We start from the raw sequence: 18,225 nt of genomic DNA on the forward strand, positions 1-18,225 counted from the left end.
GGATGAACCGGAGTCTCACTCCGAAGCCAGGTCGGCGCCGGGACCGGTGCCGGAGCGGCCCCCGCCGGCCGCCGGGGCGCCGGGGCGCCGGGGCGCCGGTGGGAGGTTTCCTGAGACGTCCGGTAACGATGGACGCCGGCCCGCCACTTCCTGGTGACGGACACACCTGGACGGACGAAGGGGCAGGCGGTGGCAGACGAGGCCTCCGATGAAGAACGCTTCACCGCGATATACGACGCCTGTCGGCAGCGCGTGTGGGCATACGCGGTCAGCCGCGCCGGACGGCAGGTCGCGGACGAGGTGGTGAGCGAGACCTTCGCGGTCGCGTGGCGCCGCCTGCGCGACGTCCCCGACCCGGCGCTGCCATGGCTGCTCGGCGTCGCGCGGAATGTGCTGCGCGAGAGCTATCGGGCCGAGGCACGGCGCGAGGCGTTCGAGGCGGAGCTGCGCGGCTGGGCCGAACGCATGGACGCCCGGCAGGCGGGGCACACCGGGCACCCGGGACAAGCCGCGCGCGCCGGGGACATCGCGGAGGACGTCGCCGAACGGCTCGCCGTGCTCCGCGCGATGGCCGCGCTTCCGGAGGGCGACCGGGAGATCCTGATCCTCGTCGCCTGGCAGGGGCTCACGCCGCGCGAGGCCGCGCGGGTCGTCGGGTGCACTGCGGCGGCGCTGCGGGTCCGGCTGCACCGGGCGCGGCGCCGCCTCGTCCGCGCGGTCGAGGACGCCCCCGCCGAACCCGCACCCCGCCCAGCAGGGCACGCGGACCGGGCGCGGAGCGCGGCCGGGCACGCCGCGGCCGGGGTGCGTCCGGTTGGGATCATCAGTGAGGAGAGGTCATGAGTGACGTGCTGCGGACCCTGCGGGAGGCCCGGCCCGGCGAGCTCGACCCGGACGCCCGGGTCGATGAGAACGTGCGGGCGGCGGAGCTGGCGCGCGCGATGGCGACGCCGCGAAATGTGACGGAGCGGACTCCGCGGCGGCGGCTCGTCCGTCCGGCGTGGGGGCTCGGGCTGGTCGGCGTGGCGGCGGCCGCCGCGCTGGTCGTGACGACCCTGCCCTCGGACGGGAACGGCGGCGGCGCGGCGGACCCGGGACCCCGGGCGGGCGGCGGGGCGGAGCGGCCGAGCGACGCGCGCACCGTCCTGCTGGCGGCGGCGGAGAAGCTGGACGGGCAGACCGAGGGAACCGGGGCGTACTGGCACATCGCGACCAAGTCCTACAACTACGACCGGGTCGGCGACCCCGCCTACACCATCGTGACCGTCGGCAAGGACGACGGCTGGACGCCCACCCGGCCCGGCGGCCGCTCCCACGGCCGCCAGCAGTCGCTCGGCGCGAAGCCCGCGACCCCGGCGGACGAGGCGGCCTGGCGGCGCGCCGGGTCCCCGTCCGAGTTCGAGATCAGGATCGGCACCCCTCTCGGCAAGGGGCGGTACAAGAGCCTGAAGGTGCGCACGGCGCCCGGCCCGGCGCGGACCAGCAGCATGCCGCTGGTCGACGGCGACAAGGTGTTCTGGCTCGGGCGGAACGTGACGATGAAGGACCTGCGCGCCCTGCCGTCCGAGCCGAAGCGGCTCAAGGCGACGCTGCTGCGCTGGTACGGGGGGCACGACACCGAGTCCGACTCCGTGCCCATGTCGGCGGACGCGTGGCTCTACCGCGTCGGCGGGAGCGTCGTGACCAGCCTGCCCGTGACCCCGAAGGTGCGCGCGGCGGCGTTCCGGATGCTGGCCGGGCTGAAGAGCGTCGAGGGCATCGGCAGGGTGAAGGACGCCGAAGGCCGCACCGGCGACGCGATCGCGATGGACGAGAAGACGTGGCGGGGCGTGATCCGGCACCGGCTCGTGATCGACCCGTCCAACGGCAACGCGCTGGCGGACGAGAACGTGCTGGTCAAGCCGTCAGGCAAGGAGAGCGCGCCCGCCGGTTCGCTGCTGAACTCCACCACCGTGCTCACCATGGAATGGACGGACTCGGCCCCCCGCTGATCGATTTCGGGACGGCTTCGCCCGAGGGGCGGTGCCCCGGCCTCACCGGGCCGGGCGCCGTCCCGCACGGCGTGCCGTGATCGGTCTGTGATCAGGCGCTTCTGGGGGCGTGCCGGGCGGCTTTCTGGGCCGCCTTGCGCTGCGCGGCGACGGTCTTGGCGCGGTTCAGGCTTTCCCTGACCCGGGCGGCGCCGCGCATTGCGGTCGTGGTGTCCTTGACGCGGCCGGCGTAAACCGCGAGAACCTCGGCGACCGGCGGGGGCGACCATTCCTCCTTGATCGGGACGACGGGCGGCGCCGGGCCGGGGGCACCGGCGGGCAGGGGGTTAGCGGGCGGGACGGTCGGGGACGCGGAACCGGTCGGCAGCGGGACGGGGACGAGCGCGAGATGCGATTGGCAGTGCGGGCACCGCACTCCCGGATGGGTGTCTCTGCTCATAACAAGAATGATTACCCAAAGGTCTGACAAAACAGAGACGGCGCCTCCCCACGTGCCCTATTGAAGGCAGCCGGTAACGTTCCGGTCGTCCTCAATCACGGCGGCGCGTCCGGTGAATGCCGCCTTCCGGGCGGCGGGCGGCAGCCCCCGGCGGCCGGGCGAGCACCCCCGGTCGAGCGTGTGCCGGTGCGCCGCCGACGTCTGGTTGTCCCCGTGCCTCAGGTAGGTGGCGCCGCAGCACAGCAACGCGATGATCACCGCGAGCCAGGCCATCATCCGGCTCGTCCGCAGGCCGTATCCGCTGGTCAGCCATAGGACGTGCAGGGTCAGCCGGCGCCACTGCGCCTGGTCGCCGTGCCGTCGCAACTCCAGCGCGGCGTAGCGGAAGTCCCTGGCGAGCGCGGCCTGCCCGCAGCCGGCCGAGGCCCGCGCAAGCTCCCGGTAGAGCACCTCAAGCCGCGCGACGTCCGCCCCGCGCCCCGCCCCGGGCCGCCCCGCACGCCCCCGCCCCGCACCCTCTCGCGGCCCACGCCCGCGCCCGCGCCCCGCGTCGCGCCCGCCTGCCGTGCCGCGCCCGCGCCCTGAGTCGCGTCCACGGCCCGCCTCGCGCCCGCCCGCCGCTTCGTACCCGCCTCCTGCGGTGCGGCTGCGGACGGGGTCCACGCCGGCTCCTAGGCGGTCTCCGCCTGTGCCTGTGCGGCGGGCCAGGTCTTCGGCCAGGACGGCGCGTCCGGGACGTCCCGGACGGCCGAACGGCTGCCAGTGCCGCGCCGGGACGGTCGCGAACGCGCAGTCGCCCGAGATGCGCAGCAGGTCGGGACGGTGCAGGCCGAGGAACCCGCAGCCGCTGAGGTCGACGTCCGCCAGGTGCAGGCCGCGTGAGGAGACGCCGCGCAGCGACACCACCCGCGCCATGGGTGGATCGGTCCACACAGGTTCGGCCACGCCCTGGATCGGTTGCGGCAGCGAACGGACGGTGACCGTCCCGCCGATCCCGGCGTCCTCCAGGTCGAGTTCGGCGTGCCGGAGCCGGAAGTCGGCCGCCCCGTGGACGGTCGCGCCCCGCGCGATCACCTGCCGCGCCGCCGCGTGGACGCGCAGGCCGCCGTTCGCGTTCGCGTCCGCCAGCCCGATCCGGCCGCCCACCACCAGCGGCCCGAGCCACACGCCGCACCGGAAGCGGGCGCGTTCGAAGCGCGCGTGCCGGGCGACGTGGACGCGCTTGAACGACACGGCGCCGCCGAAGCAGGCGGCCTGCATCGCGGCGTCGCGTCCGAAGCGGGCGCGGTCGAAGCAGGCCGCGCCGATGAACACCGTCCGCCGGAAGGAGGCGTCGGCGTGCCAGGCGGCCTCGCCGAACAGCGCGTCCCCGGCGAGGACGGCTTCCTCGAACGAGGCGTGCCGGTGGAAGCGGGCCGCGTGGAAAGAGGCGTTCCCGCCGAAGCGCGCGCCCCGGAACGACACGTTTCCGAAGAAGCGCGCGTCGTAGAAGGACGCGCCGCCTAGGAAGCATGCGCCGTCGAACGAGCTGTCGCCCTCGACGCAGGCTCCGTGCAGGACGGCGTGGGAGGGCAGGACGGCGCCGTCGAAGCGCGTCCGGCCGATGTGGGGCCGCCCATCGGGTCCGGTGAGGGCGTCCAGTAACGCGTCGAGCAGCCAGGCCGGGACGGTGACGCCGCGCAGGTCGAGGTCGGCCCCGGGACGGATGCCCGCCACGAACCGGTCGAACTCGTCCGGCCGCAGGTGCGCGGGGCAGCCTCCGAAACGTTCCACGGCCCGTCCGGTGCACCCGTGCACGGCCGTGCACCGTTGCCAGAGCACGGTGGTCGGGGACGGCTGCGAAGGCTCGTGAGTTGTCACCTTTCTCGTTCTACCGATGTCACCTTCCGACGGGAAGGTGTCCATGTGGACAGGTCGATACTCCCTTTGCGGGAACTGGACACGGTCCGTTATTTTCGGCACACCGGACGTACGGGGCGTAGCGGACGCATGTCCGCGCCCGCCCGCATGTGGATCACCGGGTGCTCCGATCGCGGAGTGATCAGCGGGAACCCGGGGCATGATCCACGTGTCTGATACTTCGGAAATCGACGACATCAGCCCAGTTCGACTGCCGTTCATCTTGGTCGGGGAAAATTACGGACATGACAGTCAATCCAGGACATTCGCCACACAGTGACGAGGCGCTGCCCGAAGATCGCTTCCTCGACCGTGAGGAGAGCTGGCTCCGGTTCAACCAGCGGGTCCTGGAGCTCGCCGAGGACTCCACGCTGCCCCTCCTGGAGCGCGTCCGGTTCCTGTCGATCTTCGCGAGCAACCTGGACGAGTTCTTCATGGTGCGGGTCGCCGGGCTCGCCCGCCGGATGGCGACCGGCCTCGCCGTCCAGTCCGCGAGCGGCCGCCAGCCCCGCGAGGTACTGGAACGTACCGCCGGGGTCGCCCACGAACTGATGCTGCGGCACGCCGCCGCGTTCCGCAACGAGATCCGTCCCGCCCTCGGCAAGGAGGGCATCGACATCCTGCGCTGGGACGAGCTGGCCGAGACCGAGCAGGAGCGGCTGCGGCGGCTGTTCCGCGACCGGATCTACCCCGTCCTGACCCCGCTGGTCGTCGACTCCGCGCACCCGTTCCCCTACATCTCGGGCCTCTCGCTCAACCTCGCCGTGATCGTCCGCGACCCGGAGACGGACGCGACGATGTTCGCCCGGGTCAAGGTGCCGCCGCTGCTGCCGCGCTTCATCGAGGCCTCCGCCGACCGGTTCACGCCGCTGGAGGACGTGATCGCCGCGCACCTCGGCCAGCTGTTCATCGGCATGGAGGTCGTCGAGCACCACGCGTTCCGCGTCACCCGCAACCAGGACCTGGAGATCGACGACGACATCAGCGAGGGCCTGCTCCAGGCGCTGGAGCGCGAGCTGCTGCGCCGCAGGTTCGGGCCCGTCGTCCGGCTGGAGGTCGAGGAGTCGATCTCCGACGGCGTGCTGGAGCTGCTCACCGAGGAGCTCCAGGTGCACGACTCGCAGATCTACCGCGTCGGCGGCCCGCTCGACCTCGGCGGCCTCGCCGCGATCGCGGACCTGGACCGCCCGGAGCTGAAGTACGTCCCTTTCGTCCCGTCCAAGGCGGCCTTGCCGGACGATGTGAGCATCTTCTCGGCCATCCGTGAGCGGGACGTGCTCGTCCACCACCCCTACGACTCGTTCACCACGTCCGTCCAGCGGCTGATCGAGGACGCCGCCGCCGACAAGCGCGTCCTCGCGATCAAGCAGACGCTCTACCGCACCAGCGGCGACTCCCCGATCGTGGACGCACTCATGAACGCGGCCGAGGCGGGCAAGCAGGTCGTCGTGGTCGTCGAATTGAAGGCGCGCTTCGACGAGCGTGCCAACATCGCCTGGGCGCGCAAGCTGGAGACGGCGGGCTGCCACGTCGTCTACGGGTTCGTCGGGCTGAAGACGCACTGCAAGCTCGCGCTGATCGTCCGGCAGGACGCGGACGGCACCCTGCGCCGCTACTGCCACATCGGCACCGGCAACTACCACCCGAAGACCGCGCGGCTGTACGAGGACTTCGGCCTGCTCACCGCCAACCCCGAGGTCGGCGAGGACGTCAGCGCCCTGTTCAACCACCTCACCGGCTACTCGCGGCAGAACTCCTACCACCGGCTGCTGGTCGCGCCGAACAGCCTGCGCTCCGGGCTCGTCCAGCGGATCGAGCACGAGATCGAGAACCACCGCGCCGGGCACGCCGCGCGGATCCGGATCAAGTGCAACTCGCTCGTGGACGAGGTCGTGATCGACGCGCTGTACCGGGCGTCCCAGGAGGGCGTGCCGGTGGAGATCTGGGTGCGCGGCATCTGCGCGCTGCGTCCCGGCGTCCCCGGGCTGTCGGAGACGATCAAGGTGCGCAGCGTCCTCGGCCGGTTCCTGGAGCACTCGCGGGTGTTCGCGTTCGAGAACGGCGGCGAGCCCGAGGTGTGGCTCGGCAGCGCCGACCTGATGCACCGCAACCTCGACCGCCGCGTCGAGGCCCTCGTCTCGGTCAACGACCGCGCCCAGCGCCAGGAGCTGCTCACGCTGCTCGACACCGCCATGGACGACGGCACCCAGGCCTGGACGCTCGCGGGCGACGGCGCCTGGACGCGCGCCGCCGCGCCACCGGGCGAGACGCTGCTGGACATCCAGACCCACCTGGTCCGCAGCCGCCGGTGGAAGACCGTCGATGGCTGAGCCCGTCCGCGCGGCGGGGGCGGTGCTCTGGCGGGACGGCCCGGAGTTCGCGGTGATCCACCGTCCCCGCTACGACGACTGGTCGTTCCCCAAGGGCAAGGTCGACAAGGGCGAGCACGTGCTGCGCGCCGCCGTCCGGGAGATCGAGGAGGAGACCGGGGTGCGCGCGCGCCTCGGCCGCCGCCTGCCCACGGTCCGGTACCCGGTCGACGGACGGCCGAAGCGGGTCGACTACTGGTCGGCGCGGGCCGCGGGCGGGACCGCGTTCGCGGTGAACGACGAGGTCGACCGGCTTGTCTGGCTCCCCGCCGCCGAGGCGGAGGCGAGGCTCAGCTACCGGCACGACGTCGACCTGCTGCGCGAGTTCCTGCGCGGACCCCTCACGACCTGGCCGCTGGTGATCCTGCGGCACGGCTCCGCCGGGGAGAAGCACGCCTGGCGCGAGCCCGACGAACTCCGTCCGCTGGACGAGAAGGGCCGCGACGAGGCGTCCGAGCTGGCCGCGCTGCTGCACGCCTACGGCCCGTCCCGGCCGCTCAGCTCGGCGACCGCGCGCTGCCTGGAGACCGTCCTGCCCTACGCGCGGCTCGCCGGGACGCCGATCACCACCGACGCGGCGTTCACGGTCGGCCAGACCAGCGCCGCCCGCGCGATGGAACGCGTGCTGGACATCGTCGCCGAGGGGGTTCCCACCGTCCTGTGCACGCACGGCGAGGTCGTCTCCGATCTCGTCACGGGCCTGTGCAAGGAACTGGGCGAGAACCCCCCGGACGACCCAGGACTGCGCAAGAGCGAGTTCTGGGTCGTCCACCTGGACACGTCAACGATCGCGTCGCTGGAGCGCCACACACCCCTCAGAAGGACGGGCCGAGCGTCTGCGACCAAGTGACGGCGAGCCGGCCGCGCGCGGCCTCGGCGTCACACCGCTCCGCCCCGTACAGGACGCCCAGCGCGAACGCGTCGGACACCAACCGCGCGCGCCGTGCGGCCTCTTCAAGGTGCTGCATGGCGATGACGCCGTCCTGGTACTCGCCGAGCACTTCCTGGATGCGCTTCGCGTCCTTGACGACCCGCCGGGCCGCCACGCCCAGCACGGGCACCGCCACCTCCGCCGCGTACCGCGCGCGCTTGGCGGCCTTGCGCGTGTCGTGGCGCGCGATGTCCTCGTCCTCGGCGACCGCGATCGACGCGTAGTCCTTCGCCATCCGCTCCCACGCCTTCGTCACCAGGACGGGCAGCTCCTTGCGCGCCTTCTTCTCCGCCGCCCGCCCCAGCGGCGGATTCGCGATCAAATCCTCCAGCGCCTCCAGCAACGCGAAGTACCGGGGCTCCTTCAGGCTCGCGTTCAACCTCCGGTACGCGCCCCGCTCCCGCCGCGCCAGCTCCTCCATCCACCCGGCCGCCGCGCCGTCCAGCCGCTCCTGGAAGCGCATCCGCAGCACCTCCAGGTCGCGGACCTCCCCGAGCACCGCCGCGAGCCACTTCAACTCGTCGCCGAGCGAGGCGTCCACGTCCAGGACCGGGCGGTAGCTCTTGAGCGTGCTGCGGATCCTGCGCACCGCCACCCGCATCCGGTGGACGGCGTCGTCCTCCCCGACCCGCGCCTTCGGGTCGTACTCGAACACCGCCTCGACCTGCGCCGCGAGATAGCCCATCACCGCGTCCCCGGTCGTCACCGCGGGCGCCTTGCCGTTCGTCGTCAACGCCACCAGCCGCGCCCGCGTCGCCGCCCGCGCGGCCTTCGCCTCCGACGGCACGACCGCCCCGTCCAGCAGCCGCCCGAGCTTCGACGACGACGCCGCCCGCTTCGCGCCCGCCTTCCGGAGCCGCTTGCCCACGGCCTTCAGCAGCTCGGGCGTCCCGTCCCCGAGCTCGACCTCGACCTCGCGCCACTGCCGCGGCTCGCCGTCCCGCACGTCCTGCCCGGTCACCAGGTCGTCGGCCACCTCGGCGAGCATCGCCCCGTCCTCGTCGTACAGCCGGACGACCGTCCGCTCGGTGTCGAGCGTCGCCACCGGATCGAGCTCCGCCCCCCGCGTGTGCGCCGCCACCAGCCCCGCCAGCCGCGCCGGAACCACTCGCGGCCGCCCCAGCGGCGCCTGTAGCTCCTGCTTGCTGTCGGGCCCCACCGGCATCTTCAGATGCCACCCGGCGTCCGTCCCGCCCTTCCTGCGCCGCAACGTGATCCCCTGCGCGGCCAGCCGCAGATCCTCGGTGTCGAAGTAGCTCGCGGCGAGCTCGTACGTCACCGGCTCGCCCACGGACGCCACGCCCGGCAGCCCGTCCAGCTCCGGCAGGACGAACTCGGCGGCGGCGTCGTACTTGTGCTCGATCTCCAGATGCTTCAAGGCCACGATCTGCTCCTCCACGGGGTTCCAACGGCGACGAGCACACCCAGATGGCCAGCATTCCACGCCAAGGTGAACAGATACCGAAAGACCAATGTCGGCCCAAGCCAACACCACCGTTCACCCGCCAAAACACAACGAACAACCCGCCCCAAGCGTGACGAACCTCTCCCGCCGTCCCTACCGCGCGGCCAGGAGCTCGACAGCGGCGTCCACGACCGTGGACGGTACGCCGTCCGCACGCCTGACCAGCTCGCAGACCGCATGAAGCAGGCTCGCGGAGCGCCCCGGACCAACGGCCCCCACGTCGCCGGAAATCTCGATCAAGACCTCCTCGGCGCGCTCCCAGTCCCGCACATGCGCCAAGGCATTCAGCAGTTGGACGAGATCGAGCCGCCCGTAGGGATACCGCCCGCGGCAATTCTCAACGATCCCCTCGCGAAGGGGCAGCGCGTGCTCCCACTGACCAAGCTGGGCATAGGCCGTTGCCCTGTGCCTGGTCACCTCCGTGCCGTCGAGCCACCACGTCCAATGCGGATCGCGAGAGGTGACACTCTCCTTGAGACCGGCCTCGGCCAGCCCGAACATGTGCGCGGCAGCCCGTTCGTCCCCGAGTTGGGCGAGCGCGCGCCCACGACGAACCTGAAACAACGCAGACACTCGCGGCGGCTGCTCGTCATCAGCGACCTCGGCGATAATCCGCAGGGCCTCACGCGGACGGTGCAGATGCAGGGCCTGCATGGCCAAATGAGAGAGAAGGAGCAACTCCATATCGCGGTCTCCCGCGTGCCGGGACAGCATGAGCGCCTCATGGGCGAGCCATCTGGACTCGTCCTGCCTGTCGGCGTCGTAGGCCAGCCACGCGGCTACCTCCCCGGTCTCACCGGCGGCCGCCAGCAGATCCCGTTCAACCCGTGACTCGTAGGCACCCGACCCCAGCTTCTCGTACGCGACGCGAAAGGCACGCAGGGCGACGGGGAACAGATCGTGCCCGCCCCAGAGCGAATCGAGCCTGATGAGATCCTGGTTCGTTCCCCGAAGCGACCCGACGAAGTCGGCGTCCGCCGGACGCCCCTCCGTCCCGAGCGAAGAGGCGGCGCCGACCAGGGCCAGCCCCAGACCGTCAGGCTCAACGACATTCTCCCCGGAGGAGAACAGTTCGCCTTCCGGGACGCCGAAGGCACGGGCATACAAGATGCGATACCGAGGCCCCGCCGTGTGTTCCCCCGCCTCGTGCCCACGAATGGTGCGCTCAAGGTCCTTGAGCGCGGGCAGCCGCCGAGCGACCCGCTCGGACGCGACGTCCCGGAACAGCTCGGCCAGGTCGGCAACGGTCAGCCCGCGCGCCTTACGCGCGGCCCGCAGGCGAGCCGCAATTTCCTTGTCCGGCATCCGGCGTCCCTCCTAACCTTTTACAGCTGCGAGAAGCTCCGACAACTCGTCCACCGTGGAGTGGCCGGGGTACCGCTCCGCCAGCGAGTCGCGAACCTGTGCGACGTCGGTGAGGGTCTTCTTGCCGCCGGTCGAGGAGAGCGTGCCCAAGGCGACCCGCAGTTCCGAAACGGACTCCTGTAGCTCCCCGGTGGCCGCTCGCGCAGCGGCGGCTTGGACGCGATACCAGGCGACCCACTCCGATCCTTGGATCGCCTCGGGCATGCCCTGGATGCCCTTCGTGATGGCCTCGGCGGCGGCCTCGTGCTCGCCGAGATATCTGAGAATCAGCCCGCGCTGCATGGCCAGCATTTCGGCGCCGTAGAAGTACAGGCCGTCCGGGTCCTCATGGCTTGAGCCGCCCGCCAGGATGTCCTCCGCCTGCCCAACTGCCCGAAGCGCCTCCTGTCGCTCTCCGAGAAGGGCCAAGGCCCGTCCACGCTGCTGGGTGGCGACGGCACGCGTCCCGGCCGCCCTCGCCAGGCGGGCAGCGGCCGCCGAGAGATCCGCCATGTCGCCGTAATCGCCGCAGGCCCACGCCAGGTGACCGCGCATCGACAGAGCGGTCGCCGCGAGATCCTCATCACCCGCCCGCATGCCGAGGCGAAGCGCCTGGTCGAACAGCCCACCCGCGCTGGCATGCGCACCGGTCGCGGTGTTGAGCCACCCGTTGAACTGCGAGGCCTCGGACGCGATCGCCGCGAGCCTGCCTCCGAGCGCCCCCCGGGCCCCTCGCAGGAGATGCAGGACGAGCTCAAGATGACCACTGGCCGCGCCCAGCACGGCCCGCGCCCCCACCACGTCCTCGATGCGCCGCTGGCCGGCGAGCGTCGCCGCCAACCCGTCCACCACCACGGCATCGAGCCGAGCCGGATCACGCGCCACGAAGGCCAACCGCTCGGCATCGTCCGAGCCAGAGGCGAAGAGTTGCTGCTCAGGGATGCCGAAAGCGCGGGCGTACAGGATGCGGTAGCGAGGGCCCGCCACGTGCTCGCCCGCCTCGTGGCCGCGAATGGTGCGCTCAAGGTCCTTGAGCGCGGGCAGCCGCCGAGCGACCCGCTCGGACGCGACGTCCCGGAACAACTCGGCCAGGTCGGCAACGGTCAGCCCGCGAGCTTTGCGTTCGGCCCGCAACCGAGCAGCAATTTCCTTCTCCGGCACCCGGCATCTCTCCTAGCTCTGTACATCGCCCTGCCCCACCTCGGCCGGACGGCATAGCTCGCGGTACGCCTCGTTCAGTTCGGCGGCCTTCGGGACGTCCAGCGCCTGCACCGCCGCGATCACCTCTTCGGCACGCCAGTAGTTGGACGGCACCAACCGCCCGCTCGTCACCGCCTCCAACACCGTGTGCGCCGCCTCGTCGGCTCGTCCCGCCGCGAGCAGCGCCAAGCCGAGATCAAGCCGCGCCGAGGCCGCGCGCCGTGGACGGCCCACCGCCCCCTCCAGCCGGGCCAGCACCCCGCGCGCATAGGGCTCGGCCGCCGGATCGCCCAACCAGGACAGCGTCGTGGCGGTGTAGGCATCGCTCTTCGCCGGGTCGTAGCGGTAGTGGTGTTCGGGCCGGTCGGGCGTCGTCAGCGGCATCACCAGCCGCTCCACACGTGCGAGCGCGTCCCGCGTCTCGGGCCCGGCCGCGAGCCGCGCCCATGCGCGCCCCTCTTGTGCTGTGGCCTGGATGAACGCCGATCCGCCACGTGGCGCGACGTCCTGCGCATCACGTGCCAGCGATAGCGCCCCGCGATAGTCGCCGTCGGTGAGCTTCTGCCAGGCACGCGTCTCCAGCGTCCACGCGAGGATCTCCGGATGTTCCGCGTGCTCGGCGAGTTGGGCGGCCGTCCGCAGCCGCGCGGCGGCCGCCGGACGTTGCCCGAGGTCGATGTCGCAGGTCGCGGCGAGCAGCGACAACCACCCACCGACGACCACGAGACGCCGCAGTTCGACCAACGTCATGCGGGCGTCCATGAGCTGCGAGACATATCCCAGAAACCGGCGCGTGCGCTTCAGCAGCTCACCCGGTGCCGCCACCGGATACGCTGCCGCCAACTCGTCCACGGCGATCTCCAGGGCGACGAGCGTCTCGTCCCCGACATCACTCGCCGCGACCCGCCGCGCCAACTCCACCGCGTCCAGCTCATCGTCCGCAGGGGCGGAAGGAGTGCGTCCACCGAACAGTTCGGCCTCAGGGATGCCGAAAGCGCGGGCGTACAGGATGCGGTAGCGAGGGCCCGCCACGTGCTCGCCCGCCTCGTGGCCGCGAATGGTGCGCTCGAGGTCCTTGAGCGCGGGCAGCCGCCGAGCGACCCGCTCGGACGCCACATCTCGGAACAATTCAGCCAGGTCGGCAACGGTCAGCCCGCGAGCTTTGCGTTCGGCCCGCAAGCGGGCCGCGAGTTCTTTGTCCGGCACCCGCGATTCACCTCGGATGTTCGCGGCCGAGGGCCGTCCCTCGGTTCATCCGCGATTATCAGGCTGACCTCGGCCGCCCGCCACCGATTCACTGACAGTCACCGAAACATCACCGCGAATCACGGTAGGAGGAGACCGTCATGAACGCGGACGGCGACGTCGAGCGGGCCAAGGCACGGCTTCGGGAGGAGTTCCCCGGCTGGTCGATCATCTACACCGATCGCGGACGGTGGTGGGCGACTCGTCCCACTGCGGTCGACGAAGATCCGCCGCGCGCCGAGAGCGGCACCCTCGACGCCGACACACCAGACGACCTGCGCGCCGAACTGCGGAGCCTGACGAAGTCCCGCTCAGGCGCGGGGCACACACCGTGAACCCGACGTCCAACCTCGACCTGCTCGCGCGGTCTGGTTCGTGTCATCGACCGGCGATCCGCTCGGCCCCTGCCACGACCTGCCCGGGACGACCAAAGCGATTGGCGACCGGCTCGCCTCCCTCGCCGCACAGAAGCGCCCGCTTCGTCTTCGGTGGAGCCTGCGGAGGCTTCTTTGTGGTCAGGCTATGCGCTGATCACATTCCATGCGGTTCCCTCGGCCAGCGATGGCTGGATCACTCCGCCGGGGACGGGGATGAGGTTTCCTGCATTGTCGACGTCGGCGGCATGGTCGAGTGGCTCCCGCCTCGCAACGGCTCCCGCGAGGAAACGACCGTTGCCTTCCGGTAGGCCGACGTCGTTGCGGCCCCGGAGGACGAACTGAACGTAGCTGATCGCCAGCGGTTCCGGGGAACGGATGGCGATGCAGTAGAGCCGGGCGGTTCCGTGGAGCGTCGCATAGGTGTCGCCATCGCGGATGGAGCAGTTCCTCAGCCGTTGCGGCTCCAGGTTGGCGAAAAGTATTTTGTACGCCTTTTGTTTGTACGCTTCGTCGCCCAGAGCGTCGATGTCGAACAGAATCCCGATCTCTCGCCTGTTCTTTCGGTGACTGGGCGAGGTGGTGGGGCGCGCGTTGACGGTATGGAACCATGCACGGCTGTTCGACAGGTACTGCAAGATCAGTGCCGGAACGATGAGGACGACGGTCCAGATGCCGATCAGCATCAGGCAACCCATGATCGTCACGGTGGTTCGGGCCCGTTCGCTGCCGCGCATCATGCGCGAGGCCGCGATGATCATGGCCGTCCCGTAGCCGAGCAGGAAGAGCATCAAAGAGATGTTGTAGATGGGGGAGATGAGGGGTCCGGTGACCGCGGCGAAGGCGACGACGCCTCCCTCGAGGATCCATAACACCGCCGCGATCGTCACCGTCACCGGCCGAGCGGTTGACGGAGGGCCGCCATAGCCCGGGGCGGTGACCGGACGCCCCTCACCCCACCGCGGAGGCTCGTGATCGCTCGTCATGGCCCGGACGCTTTCACACGGCCGCGGGGCCCCGTCTCGACCTTGTCCGCATCCGGCCGGGGGTGTTCGGCAGCGTGGGCCTTTTAGGTCAGGTGGTACTTCATGCCCATGTGGGACGGGCGGAAGCCTATTTGCTGGTAGAAGCGGATCGCGTCGGGGCGCTGGCGGTCGGTGGTCAGTTGGACCACGCGGCAGCCCCGGGTGCGGGCCTGGGTTATGGCCCAGGTGATGAGGGCCTGGCCCACGCCCCGGCCGCGGTGGTCGGCGGCGACGCGGACGCCCTCGATCTGGGCTCGTTCGCGGCCCGTGTAGGTGAGGCCGGGGATGTAGGTGAGTTGGAGCGTTCCAGCTACCTGGTCCGCGATCTCGGCGACGATCAGGGTGTTGTTGGGGTCGTCCGCTATCGCGGTGAAGGCGGCGATGTAGGCCGGTTCGGCGTCCGGTGTTTCGCGGGCCGCGCCGAGGGGATCGTCGGCCAGTAGTCGGACGATCTGGGGCAGATCGTCCAGCGTCGCCTCGCGGAAGGTCACTTCTTGGTCACGCTGCACATTCACAGGTTATCCGGCCGTTAGGTTGCGAAGTCCGCGATGACTTGTAGTACTACGGGTTGTAGTACTACGTTGGGTGGACGACCACCCGTGTGTCTGCCGGTGGCCGCAGGCCACCGCAGGGGGAGAAGCCATGCACAGCGATGAGAACGAGGAACACTGGACGGACCACGCCATCTGCCGTGGCGCCGATCCCGACCTCTTCTTCCCGATCGGTTATGCCGCGCTCGTCCTGAAGGAGCAGGAGGACGCGGCGAAGGCGATCTGCTCGAACTGCCCGGTCGCGGCCGAGTGCCTCGCGTGGGCGTTGCGGGTCGGGGAGCCCGACGGGATCTGGGGCGGGACGACCCCCGAGGAGCGCCGCTATCTGAGGCGGACGGCGGAGGCGCCGGAGCGCAGGCGGCTGCCGGTGATCGTGGTGCGCGGGGACGCCTCCGAGCCGGAGCACGCGTCCGCCGCCTAGGCACCTTTCCGGTGGCCGGGACGTTGTCCGGGTGACGGCGTCCAGAGTTACGGTGGCCTCCATGAGCGATTCCCAGCGGTCCGAAGGGCTCGTCCAGGCCGGCGCGCGGGTCCTGTCGGCGGCCCTGCTGGTCGGTGGCATCACCGCCCTGATGTGGGTGGTGGAGGTCTTCGACGTCTATGTGGACGACAACCGGCTCGACCGGCTCGGAATCCAGCCGCGGGACGTCAGCGACCTGCCCGACATCTTCACCGCGCCGTTCGTGCACGCGGGGATCGGGCACATGATGGGCAACACCGTGCCGTTCCTCGTGCTGGGGTTCCTGGCTGCGGTCAGGGGAATCGCGAAGTTCCTGGTGTCGAGCCTGATCGTCATCGTGGTCGGCGGGCTCGGGGTGTGGTTCACGAGCCCGGCGAACACGCTCGGGTCCAGCATCCTGATCTTTGGGTTCTTCGGCTACCTGGTGGGACGCGGCCTGTTCGAGCGGCGGCTCCTCGACATCGTGATCGCGGTCGGCGTCGTCGCCGTCTACGGGACGATGCTGGTCGGCGTGATCCCCGACGACCCCGCCATCTCGTGGCAGGGCCATCTGTTCGGGCTGATCGGCGGGGTGGTCGGCGCGTGGTTCCTGCGCCGCGGCGCTAGTGCGGACGAACGGTCACGTCCGACACCACCGCGTCCCGGGGCGTCTCCAGGGCGTTGACGAGGACGCGCGCCACCGTGGACGGGGCGGCGAAGTCGTCCTCGGCGTAGGGGTGGCCCTCCTGGGCGCGGACGCTGCGCTGCATCTCCGTGGCCGTGCGTCCCGGATAGACGGTCGTGACGCGCAGGGACGGCTCCTCCGCGCGGAGCGAGTCGGCGAGGGCGCGCAGGCCGAACTTGCTCGCGGCGTAGGCGGCCCACTCGGGGTTCGCGCGCAGGCCCGCCGTCGAGTTGACGAAGACGACGTGCCCCTGAGCGGTGCGCAGCGCGGGCAGCAGCAGGCGGGTCAGTTCGGCGGCCGAGACGAGGTTGACCGACAGGTGGTCGATCCACTCGTCCGCCTCCAGGTCGGCGATCGGCGACAGGTGGACGACCCCCGCCGCGTGGACGAGCCCGTCCAGCCGTGGCGGGAGGTCGTCGAGGGCCAGGGCCGCCTCGATGCGGCGCGGTTCGGTGAGGTCGAGCGGGATCGTGCGGATCGTCCGGGACGAGGGCCCGACGCCCGGCGCCTTCGGGTCGAAGACCTGGGTCGCGGCGTGCGCGCCGGTCCGCAGCGTCGCGGCGAGCTTGTCCAGCCGGTCGGGCGAGCGGCCGGTGAGGACCAGGTCGTGGCCGCGCTCGCGCAGCAGTTCCGCGACCGCGGTGCCGATGCCGCCGGTCGCCCCCGTGATGAGATACGTGCCCATGGCGCCCCATTCTCGTGGATCTACGACTCGCCCGCCTAACCGGGTGGACGCTCGCCGGCGCGGATCGGTTCGCACGCGCCACCCGGATCAGTTTGCATGCGGCACGCGGATCAGTTCGGACGCAGCACCCGTGTGACCCCGGCGATCAGCGCGGTCGCGAGCACCCAGCCGGTCGCGACCAGCGTGTAGCCGACCCAGCGGGACCAGCCCGTCGGATCGAACGCCTGCTGCTGGCCGAAGGTGTCCAGCGGGATCAGCAGGTCGAGGCTGTAGACGAGGGAGTGGAAGGCGGGTCGCTCGTCCGGCGGCTTGATCGGTTTCGGCGCGTCGATCGAGAACACGGTGGTGCCGACCGCGAGCAGGAAGCCGAACCACGCGAACGCGAGCCAGGGGCGGTAGCCGTAGCCGACCGTCCAGTCCAGGACGTGGTTCCACGCCCGCCCGACCGGGTTCAGGCGCCGGCGGCGCGCGCGCAGCTTGGCCAGCTGCACCTTGCGGGCCAGGTCGTCCGACCCGACGCTGTGGTACCAGGCGGCGAGCTGCTCGTAGGGCTGGAGGTGGAACTCGGGGTCGCGGGACACCCAGCTCAGCCGGTCCTTGAACGTTCCGCCGAAGCGCAGCGTCTCGTAGGTGAGGCCGTTCAGGTACAGCTCGTCGGGCCAGGTGTCGGCGCTGTCCATGATCAGGTTGATCCGGGAGTAGGACAGCGCCACCCGCCCCTTGATCTTCTCCAGCGGCCACAGGAGCAGCTCGTCCACCTGCATGTGGCTGCCGTGCAGGGCCATCCGGTCGGGGTCGCCGGAGTCCAGGACGCCCTTGGAGAACGACAGGATGCCGTGGACCCGCGCGCTGCGCAGCCGGACGGTGCCGAGCGCGACGAAGTCGCGGCTGAACTCGGCGGCGTCCTCGACGACCATGTTCTGCGCGTCCAGCGTGATCCGGCCGGGGTTCTCCAGGGTGGTGCCCTGCATGAACAGCCCGCCGCTCATCCGCGCGCCGACGAGCCGCATCCCGCCGGTGATGTGCGAGTCCTGGACGAACGCGCCGACGTCCACGACGAGCCCGCCGCTGAACACCGCCCACTCGTCCGGCGCGGACGCGGTGATCGTCATCCGGTTCATCCGCAGGCCGCCGCTGATCTGCGCGCGCGGCAGCCGGACCGAGCCCTCCACCTCCGAGCCGGACAGGCTGAGGTACCCGTCCGCCTGGAGACCGCCGCCGTCGAACCCCGGCATCCGGCAATCGGAGAGGCGGAGCTGCCGCGTCTTGGCGTTGGAGAAGTCGGGCTGCTCGACGAGCCGGCACCGCTCCAGGCGCAGCTCGTGCTCGACCGTCCCGCCCGAGAGGTCGAGCCTCCCGATGACGTACGCGCCGCGCAGCCGGACCGCCGACACCGCGCCGGCCCGGGTCTCGCCCGCGCCGAGCAGCAGCCGCGTGATGATCTCCGCGCGGACGATCCGGTCGGGCAGCGGCCCGGTCGGCCGGTCGTCGCCGAGCACGACCGTGTCGCCGGAGGGGAACGCGGCCCACAGGCGGCGTTCGGCGTCGTTGAGTCCGGGGGGCTGGGGCACGAACACCCTTTC

17 protein-coding genes are annotated in these 18,225 nt (G+C 71.3%); 7 read left to right on the forward strand and 10 right to left on the reverse strand.

Features of this window, described 5'->3' with window-relative positions:
* The first annotated feature begins 189 nt into the window (after positions 1–189).
* Both K2F47_RS10195 and K2F47_RS10200 read left to right on the forward strand, forming a co-directional pair.
* On the forward strand, positions 190–843 hold the full coding sequence (locus tag K2F47_RS10195) for an RNA polymerase sigma factor (protein WP_242902636.1): 654 nt from the start codon (positions 190–192) through the stop codon (positions 841–843).
* Entirely contained in the window at positions 840–1,991 is a 1,152-nt protein-coding gene (locus K2F47_RS10200; RefSeq protein WP_242902637.1) for a CU044_5270 family protein, read from the forward strand. Before K2F47_RS10195 ends, K2F47_RS10200 begins: the two co-directional genes overlap by 4 nt.
* Before the next feature lie 91 nt (positions 1,992–2,082).
* Here the strand turns inward: K2F47_RS10200 and K2F47_RS10205 are convergent, their stop codons facing one another.
* Positions 2,083–2,430: a hypothetical protein gene (locus tag K2F47_RS10205; protein WP_242902638.1), complete on the reverse strand. Its 348-nt coding sequence runs from the start codon at positions 2,428–2,430 to the stop codon at positions 2,083–2,085.
* 57 nt (positions 2,431–2,487) lie between these two features.
* Entirely contained in the window at positions 2,488–4,203 is a 1,716-nt protein-coding gene (locus tag K2F47_RS10210; protein WP_242902639.1) for a pentapeptide repeat-containing protein, read from the reverse strand.
* Between the two features lie 371 nt (positions 4,204–4,574).
* Here K2F47_RS10210 and K2F47_RS10215 point away from each other — a divergent pair, with 371 nt between their 5' ends.
* A complete protein-coding gene (locus K2F47_RS10215) occupies positions 4,575–6,659 on the forward strand; it encodes an RNA degradosome polyphosphate kinase (protein ID WP_242902640.1) in 2,085 nt (694 codons plus the stop codon).
* Entirely contained in the window at positions 6,652–7,548 is an 897-nt protein-coding gene (locus K2F47_RS10220) for an NUDIX hydrolase (protein ID WP_242902641.1), read from the forward strand. Before K2F47_RS10215 ends, K2F47_RS10220 begins: the two co-directional genes overlap by 8 nt.
* Here K2F47_RS10220 and K2F47_RS10225 read toward each other — a convergent pair.
* The 4 genes from K2F47_RS10225 to K2F47_RS10240 form a co-directional block, all read right to left on the reverse strand.
* On the reverse strand, positions 7,514–9,013 hold the full coding sequence (locus K2F47_RS10225) for a CYTH and CHAD domain-containing protein (protein ID WP_242902642.1): 1,500 nt from the start codon (positions 9,011–9,013) through the stop codon (positions 7,514–7,516). The two genes, K2F47_RS10220 and K2F47_RS10225, sit on opposite strands and share 35 nt — an antisense overlap.
* 174 nt (positions 9,014–9,187) lie before the next feature.
* Positions 9,188–10,399, reverse strand: a complete 1,212-nt coding sequence (locus K2F47_RS10230) for an NsdA family TPR-like regulatory protein (protein WP_242902643.1) — start codon at positions 10,397–10,399, stop codon at positions 9,188–9,190.
* A 12-nt stretch (positions 10,400–10,411) separates the two neighbouring features.
* Entirely contained in the window at positions 10,412–11,599 is a 1,188-nt protein-coding gene (locus tag K2F47_RS10235) for an NsdA family TPR-like regulatory protein (RefSeq protein WP_242902644.1), read from the reverse strand.
* Positions 11,600–11,611: 12 nt separating this feature from the next.
* Entirely contained in the window at positions 11,612–12,844 is a 1,233-nt protein-coding gene (locus K2F47_RS10240; protein WP_242902645.1) for an NsdA family TPR-like regulatory protein, read from the reverse strand.
* A gap of 140 nt (positions 12,845–12,984) precedes the next feature.
* Between K2F47_RS10240 and K2F47_RS10245 the strand changes: the two genes are divergently transcribed.
* Positions 12,985–13,218 (forward strand): hypothetical protein, encoded by a 234-nt coding sequence (locus K2F47_RS10245; RefSeq protein WP_242902646.1) that lies wholly within the window; start codon positions 12,985–12,987, stop codon positions 13,216–13,218.
* A gap of 185 nt (positions 13,219–13,403) precedes the next feature.
* On the opposite strand, the gene K2F47_RS10250 is transcribed toward K2F47_RS10245, so the two are convergent.
* Both K2F47_RS10250 and K2F47_RS10255 read right to left on the reverse strand, forming a co-directional pair.
* Complete coding sequence (locus K2F47_RS10250) at positions 13,404–14,153, reverse strand: hypothetical protein (protein ID WP_242902647.1); 750 nt, start codon at positions 14,151–14,153, stop codon at positions 13,404–13,406.
* 173 nt (positions 14,154–14,326) lie between these two features.
* Positions 14,327–14,773, reverse strand: a complete 447-nt coding sequence (locus K2F47_RS10255) for a GNAT family N-acetyltransferase (RefSeq protein WP_242905870.1) — start codon at positions 14,771–14,773, stop codon at positions 14,327–14,329.
* Positions 14,774–14,924: 151 nt separating this feature from the next.
* On the opposite strand from K2F47_RS10255, the gene K2F47_RS10260 reads away from it, so the two are divergent.
* Positions 14,925–15,254, forward strand: coding sequence for a WhiB family transcriptional regulator (locus K2F47_RS10260; protein ID WP_242902648.1), 330 nt, complete (start codon positions 14,925–14,927; stop codon positions 15,252–15,254).
* Between the two features lie 61 nt (positions 15,255–15,315).
* The gene (locus K2F47_RS10265) at positions 15,316–15,957 is read left to right on the forward strand and encodes a rhomboid family intramembrane serine protease (RefSeq protein ID WP_242902649.1); all 642 of its coding nucleotides are present in this window, start codon (positions 15,316–15,318) and stop codon (positions 15,955–15,957) included.
* Here the strand turns inward: K2F47_RS10265 and K2F47_RS10270 are convergent.
* Together K2F47_RS10270 and K2F47_RS10275 are read right to left on the reverse strand one after the other, a co-directional pair.
* Positions 15,896–16,642, reverse strand: coding sequence for an SDR family oxidoreductase (locus tag K2F47_RS10270; protein ID WP_242902650.1), 747 nt, complete (start codon positions 16,640–16,642; stop codon positions 15,896–15,898). The two genes, K2F47_RS10265 and K2F47_RS10270, sit on opposite strands and share 62 nt — an antisense overlap.
* A gap of 110 nt (positions 16,643–16,752) precedes the next feature.
* Entirely contained in the window at positions 16,753–18,213 is a 1,461-nt protein-coding gene (locus K2F47_RS10275; protein ID WP_242902651.1) for a hypothetical protein, read from the reverse strand.
* Positions 18,214–18,225 lie beyond the last annotated feature (12 nt).

This window comes from Actinomadura terrae, assembly GCF_022751215.1.
Classification (GTDB): domain Bacteria; phylum Actinomycetota; class Actinomycetes; order Streptosporangiales; family Streptosporangiaceae; genus Spirillospora; species Spirillospora terrae.

Excerpts from the sequence above, each read along its gene's own strand:
- K2F47_RS10270 (WP_242902650.1), bottom strand. The coding sequence starts at position 16,642 with ATGGGCACGTATCTCATCACGGGGGCGACCGGCGGCATCGGCACCGCG.
- K2F47_RS10260 (WP_242902648.1), top strand. The coding sequence starts at position 14,925 with ATGCACAGCGATGAGAACGAGGAACACTGGACGGACCACGCCATCTGC.
- K2F47_RS10205 (WP_242902638.1), bottom strand. The coding sequence starts at position 2,430 with ATGAGCAGAGACACCCATCCGGGAGTGCGGTGCCCGCACTGCCAATCG.
- K2F47_RS10245 (WP_242902646.1), top strand. The coding sequence starts at position 12,985 with ATGAACGCGGACGGCGACGTCGAGCGGGCCAAGGCACGGCTTCGGGAG.
- K2F47_RS10200 (WP_242902637.1), top strand. The coding sequence starts at position 840 with ATGAGTGACGTGCTGCGGACCCTGCGGGAGGCCCGGCCCGGCGAGCTC.
- K2F47_RS10215 (WP_242902640.1), top strand. The coding sequence starts at position 4,575 with ATGACAGTCAATCCAGGACATTCGCCACACAGTGACGAGGCGCTGCCC.
- K2F47_RS10220 (WP_242902641.1), top strand. The coding sequence starts at position 6,652 with ATGGCTGAGCCCGTCCGCGCGGCGGGGGCGGTGCTCTGGCGGGACGGC.
- K2F47_RS10230 (WP_242902643.1), bottom strand. The coding sequence starts at position 10,399 with ATGCCGGACAAGGAAATTGCGGCTCGCCTGCGGGCCGCGCGTAAGGCG.
- K2F47_RS10265 (WP_242902649.1), top strand. The coding sequence starts at position 15,316 with ATGAGCGATTCCCAGCGGTCCGAAGGGCTCGTCCAGGCCGGCGCGCGG.